This window comes from Varibaculum cambriense (genome assembly GCF_022133705.1).
Taxonomy (GTDB): Bacteria; Actinomycetota; Actinomycetes; order Actinomycetales; family Actinomycetaceae; genus Varibaculum; species Varibaculum cambriense_A.
The window spans coordinates 1-496 of the sequence record NZ_JAKNHJ010000032.1 but is presented as its reverse complement, the minus strand read 5'-3'; the positions used below and the strand labels follow the sequence as shown (position 1 = coordinate 496).

General features: G+C 48.8%; 1 protein-coding gene. It reads left to right on the top strand.

Features of this window, described 5'->3' with window-relative positions; translation table 11 throughout:
* On the top strand, positions 1–496 hold a 496-nt coding region (locus L0M99_RS09695), incomplete at both ends, for an IS3 family transposase (protein ID WP_238128454.1).

The window sequence follows — 496 nt, the reverse complement described above, 5'->3', positions numbered from 1 at the left end:
TTAAGCGTTGTTTTAAAGCTGGCAAACCCAATGAATTATGGGTCGCTGATATCACCTATGTTCGCACCATTTCAGGCTTTGTTTATACAGCATTCGTCACTGACGCGTTCTCCAGGAAGATTGTGGGCTGGGCAACCAGATCGACCATGAAAACAGAAGCATTGCCGCTGGAAGCGCTAGAACAAGCAATCATGAACGCTAAAGAGCACCTGTCTGGCTTGATCCACCACTCAGATCACGGATCTCAGTACACGAGTATTACCTATAACGACAAACTAGCTCACTGGGGAATCAAACCTTCCACTGGCAGTGTGGGAGATAGCTACGATAACGCGCTAGCCGAAACGGTCAACGGCCTATATAAGAGCGAGCTGATCTATTCACAATCATGGGCTTCTTTGACCGAGGTCGAGTTCGCAACCATGAACTGGGTCCACTGGTGGAATCACGAGCGCCTACACGAGGCACTCGGATACAGAACTCCCAACGAGATAAT